This is a genomic window from Candidatus Cryosericum odellii (assembly GCF_003570935.1).
Classification (GTDB): domain Bacteria; phylum Caldisericota; class Caldisericia; order Cryosericales; family Cryosericaceae; genus Cryosericum; species Cryosericum odellii.
Genome location: NZ_QXIU01000064.1, coordinates 1 through 4,025, shown reverse-complemented (window position 1 = coordinate 4,025; position 4,025 = coordinate 1). Strand labels below are relative to the sequence as shown.

The 4,025-nt window shown below is 56.8% G+C and carries 6 protein-coding genes; 1 reads left to right on the top strand and 5 read right to left on the bottom strand.

Features of this window, described 5'->3' with window-relative positions:
- The coding region (locus SMC5_RS02395; protein ID WP_126854912.1) for a transporter substrate-binding domain-containing protein at positions 1-237 on the top strand (237 nt) is incomplete at its 5' end.
- A gap of 87 nt (positions 238-324) precedes the next feature.
- Here the strand turns inward: SMC5_RS02395 and SMC5_RS02390 are convergent.
- From SMC5_RS02390 to SMC5_RS02370, 5 genes are all read right to left on the bottom strand, one after another.
- Positions 325-1,137, bottom strand: coding sequence for an ABC transporter permease (locus SMC5_RS02390; protein ID WP_119119436.1), 813 nt, complete (start codon positions 1,135-1,137; stop codon positions 325-327).
- Positions 1,137-1,952: an ABC transporter permease gene (locus SMC5_RS02385; protein ID WP_119119435.1), complete on the bottom strand. Its 816-nt coding sequence runs from the start codon at positions 1,950-1,952 to the stop codon at positions 1,137-1,139. Before SMC5_RS02385 ends, SMC5_RS02390 begins: the two co-directional genes overlap by 1 nt.
- Positions 1,924-2,928 (bottom strand): ABC transporter ATP-binding protein, encoded by a 1,005-nt coding sequence (locus SMC5_RS02380; protein ID WP_119119434.1) that lies wholly within the window; start codon positions 2,926-2,928, stop codon positions 1,924-1,926. Before SMC5_RS02380 ends, SMC5_RS02385 begins: the two co-directional genes overlap by 29 nt.
- A 384-nt stretch (positions 2,929-3,312) precedes the next feature.
- Complete coding sequence (locus SMC5_RS02375) at positions 3,313-3,813, bottom strand: ferredoxin-thioredoxin reductase catalytic domain-containing protein (RefSeq protein WP_119119433.1); 501 nt, start codon at positions 3,811-3,813, stop codon at positions 3,313-3,315.
- Positions 3,810-4,025, bottom strand: a 216-nt coding sequence (locus SMC5_RS02370; RefSeq protein ID WP_133299146.1) for a glutaredoxin family protein, incomplete at its 5' end; no start/stop codon positions are given. The genes SMC5_RS02370 and SMC5_RS02375, both read right to left, overlap by 4 nt.

Here is a 4,025-nt window from a genome sequence, read left to right as displayed (position 1 = left end):
TCCGCTTACTATGCGAAGGACTCACCGACGCTCACAGTCATTCGTATGCTCAAGGTGAACAATCTTGGCCTCCCCGCCCAGTACTACGGCATAGCCATGCGCCTCGAAGACAAGCAGCTGAAGACCGCTGTCGATCAGGCCCTGCGGGACCTTGCCAAGGATGGCACGTACGACACCATCTACACCAAATGGTTCGGAGGAACACCCAACTTTCGTCCAGGAGACCAGAAGTCCTGACACCTCGACTGAAGCTTCCCTGAGTTCACGCCCTGCCGTACCCCGGATGGGTACGGCAGGGCGTGAATTACCAGACTTATTCTTGACCTAAAATGCTGTAGTCACGTCGATGTAACCCTTTCGCTGAGCCTGGCGACTGCCGAAAAAGACCAGGACCCACCCGAGCGCAAACAGGACCGCTGCCGACAGAGCAACTCGTCCCAGCAACTGGAACGTCGACATGTCGGAGAGAAAACTGGTAAGGATCTTCCCCGAGATCGCCCGGCGCATGAGTTCGATGAACGGACTCAAGGGGACAAACTCCGCGATCTTTGCAAATACCGCTGGAAAAGCAGTTGGAGGAAACAGCGCCCCACTGAGTACGAAGATGCCCCCAAAGAGCGCGTCGACGACATCGACGTCCAGCTTGATTGTCAGGAGGAACACAGAAGCTACGGCCAATCCCAAGCCGGCAGCCACAAGATATCCGAGGATAGCGCCCGCTATGAGGTAACCCCAATCGGGGTGGAACGGCAGACGCAGCACGGGAATGAGCCAGCACAAATTGATGATGATTCCTGCGAGCGCGATGAGATACCGAGTTGCGGCACGGCCGCACAAGTAGGTCCGGTATGAGGTGCTCGACAGGAAGATGTACTTCAGTGTCTGATAGTGTTCTCGGTCATCGTGGACACTAAACGCCATATCGAAGAACACCATGCTCAGCGAGTAGTAGAAAATGGTCCCGTAGAGTGCATATGGGAGCAGTCCCGTCTTCTGGCCGAAGATCCCGTACAAGATGATGACCGCGAGAAAACTGCCGATCGGATATGCCGCAAGGTAGAGCAGCCACACCCACTTCTTTGTCCAGTTGCTCTCGATCTGCAAGCCAATATACATAGAAGCAAGGAAACCCTTCATCACTGCCACCTGAGCGTCAGGCGCGCATCGCGCCTGGCCTTGTATTCGACAGCCCGCAGTGCCCACGATGCGGTGAATACAAACACAACACCCAGTCCAATGAGGATGAGCAACTCCCAGCGCCAGTCCAGCACCTTCACTGTAAACGAAGGCACCAGTAGCTGTCTCAGTGCGTCAAGTCCTAGTGTTGTCGGGATGAGTGCCGCGATACCGACCAGGCCCAATCCCAAGAATCGGGCGGGAAAGTAGGATCCTGAGAGAACGTTCGTCGGTTCCATGACGAGATCGGCAGTGCGCCATGCGTCGCGCCCATGGTAGAGAAACAGCGACGAGAACACGATGCCCAGCCCATACATGGAAAACAGAGTCACAAGGAAAACGAGCAAGGCCAAGGGCAGGTGCAGAACCGTGAACTGCACTTTGAACACAGCGATGCCAAAAAACAACACCGCCAGAGAACGGAGCATCGTATGCATGGCGCCGCCGACGGACAGACCGACGAGAAAGGCGGACAGTGGGGCGGGGCTCACGAGCATTAGCTCAAGGTTCCCCATTTCCTTCTCCCAGTACAACTGCGTCGCAACACCCCATAGAACGTTCACGAAAAAGGGAGTCATGAATCCTCCCAGCACTACCAGTCCGGTGAACTCAGAGCCGGTGCCAAGCGTCCGGTAGAGGTAAATGTAAGTCGTCATCGTGAAGAAACCACCCAGAACACTCGCCACGACCCAGGTCGCCTCGCGCATCTGTCCAAAAATGCGCACGTAGGCGCGCGCGTTGAGCGTCCTAAGAAACAGGAGTAGCTTCTTCTTCATCTTCGAACCTCCTGCCCACCATCTTGAGGAACGCGTCTTCCAGGGTAGGCTCAAGCTTACGCATGTACTCGAGGGTCACCCCCTGCTCTGCCAGTGCGGTGATGAGACGGGCGATGTCACTCTCGTGCATCAGGTGTGCGATGAGCATTGGACTGTTCGTCACTTTGTCAGCACCCAGGGTGAGATCGTTCCCCTCGCCCATGAATGCAATAATCAGGTCAAGCCGGTGTGCGTCGAGCCGATCGACCGTGATCTCGTAATGCGCCCTGCTGTCCAGGTCCTGCTTAAGTTGCGATGGAGCCGCATTCGCAAGGATGAGCCCATGGTTGATGATAGCGACGCGCGAACAAAGTTCGTCGGCTTCTGCCATGTAGTGTGTTGTCAGAATGACCGAGCGTTCCGGCTTCTCGATCACCCAGTCTCGGACTATACCGCGGATGATGACGCTTGCCTCCACATCAACTCCCAGTGTAGGTTCATCGAGGAACAGCACCCTGGGATCGGTGACGAGGCCGCGCACGAGGTTCACCTTCTGCCTCATGCCGGTAGACAAGCGGTTCATCTGCTGACGCCTCCCGTCCCACATGCCGACCATGCGCAGGTAGTGCTCAATTCTGACGCGGGCGACTGCAGTCTCCATGCCATAGAATTGGCTGAACATCCAGAGCTGCTCCTCGACCCTGAGTATGCCATACCCCGATGTCTCGCCTCCCGAGATCAGACTGATGAAGGGACGCACACGGGCGTAGTCCCGCTCCACGTCAAACCCTGCCACGGTGACACGCCCGGACGTGGGAAGCAGCAATGTCGACATGATCTTGATGGTCGTCGTCTTGCCGGCGCCGTTCGGGCCCAGAAGACCGAAGATCTCGCCATACGAGACGTCGAAGCTGACGCCCCGCAACGCGTGGAAAGGGGCCATACCCCTGCGATTGAAGACACGAGTGAGGTTCTCTACTTGAATAGCTGTATGCATACAGTGCTACCTCCAGAACGAGTGTGGGGAAAAGCGAACTGTATGGCAGGGGAGATTACTGACGGACTCTGTGAGAGTCAGTGACTGAGGAATTGACGGTCCTGCGTTTACTGTGGCAAACTCTTGTCTGCAGCTTGTCCAATCAACGACGCCCCTGTCATCAGTTGATGCAAATCCTGTTCTCTGTCATTGTCCTGCCTCCACATGTATGAATGTCTATACGCGCCCTCAAAGCCTGATTTTGAGACTATACCAGAGCGTATCTGTTTTGTCAAATGGTTGTATCTCGCATGAGTAGCGAGCCATCCGGTCCTCAGGGACACCGAAAGCCGCCCGGTCCCTTCTCGGGAAAAGACGGCTTTCGGCAACAATAATATTTTCAGGCTACATGAAACGCTCGAAACGCTCCTTGCCAGCCTTGCAGACTGGACAGACCAGCGGAGGCTGCGGCCTTGCACACAGGTATCCACAAACCCTGCATCGCCAGACCGGAAACGCGAGCCCGGCCACATGCACCTGTTCCATCTCCCCCGGGTGCGCAGTTGGCCCGCCGACCGGACGCCGGTCCGGAATGGAGGTTGCGGTCTTCTCACCACGACTGATCTCGGGCGAGACATACAGTGCGCAGTAGCAGGCGCCGAATTCGTCGAGGTCAGTGTCTCGGTAGTCACACGGACAGACGAGGTCGACATCCCGCTCCCTCACTCCTGACGCCAGACGGCAGGGACAGGCGCGATATCCGTAGCGTGCCTCGTTCTCCAGCAGGCCCCGGACCAGATCCCTGGCAAAAGCGTCATCAGGGTTGACAGAGTATCCTGCCTCCCGGGCTTCGAGGGTCAGCCTCTCCCAGACCTCGGCGACACGCTCGCCCGGTATTCTGCTCATTCAGCCGCGAGTTCTCGAATCTTGTCTTCCTGGAAACCTACGACACAATCCTTGTCATCCAGGACGATGGTCGGAAACGAGCACGCTGGGTTCCATTTCAGAACCTCCTGCTTGGCCAGTTCCTTGTTTCCACCCTCCTGGTCGTCGACATCGACGTAGTCATAGCCCACGCCCAGTTCCTGCAGCAGTGCCTTCGTCTTGCGACACCAGCC

Bases quoted from the DNA above. Each gene is read 5' to 3' on its own strand.
- SMC5_RS02380 (WP_119119434.1), bottom strand. From the start codon at position 2,928: ATGCATACAGCTATTCAAGTAGAGAACCTCACTCGTGTCTTCAATCGC.
- SMC5_RS02390 (WP_119119436.1), bottom strand. From the start codon at position 1,137: ATGAAGGGTTTCCTTGCTTCTATGTATATTGGCTTGCAGATCGAGAGC.
- SMC5_RS02375 (WP_119119433.1), bottom strand. From the start codon at position 3,813: ATGAGCAGAATACCGGGCGAGCGTGTCGCCGAGGTCTGGGAGAGGCTG.
- SMC5_RS02385 (WP_119119435.1), bottom strand. From the start codon at position 1,952: ATGAAGAAGAAGCTACTCCTGTTTCTTAGGACGCTCAACGCGCGCGCC.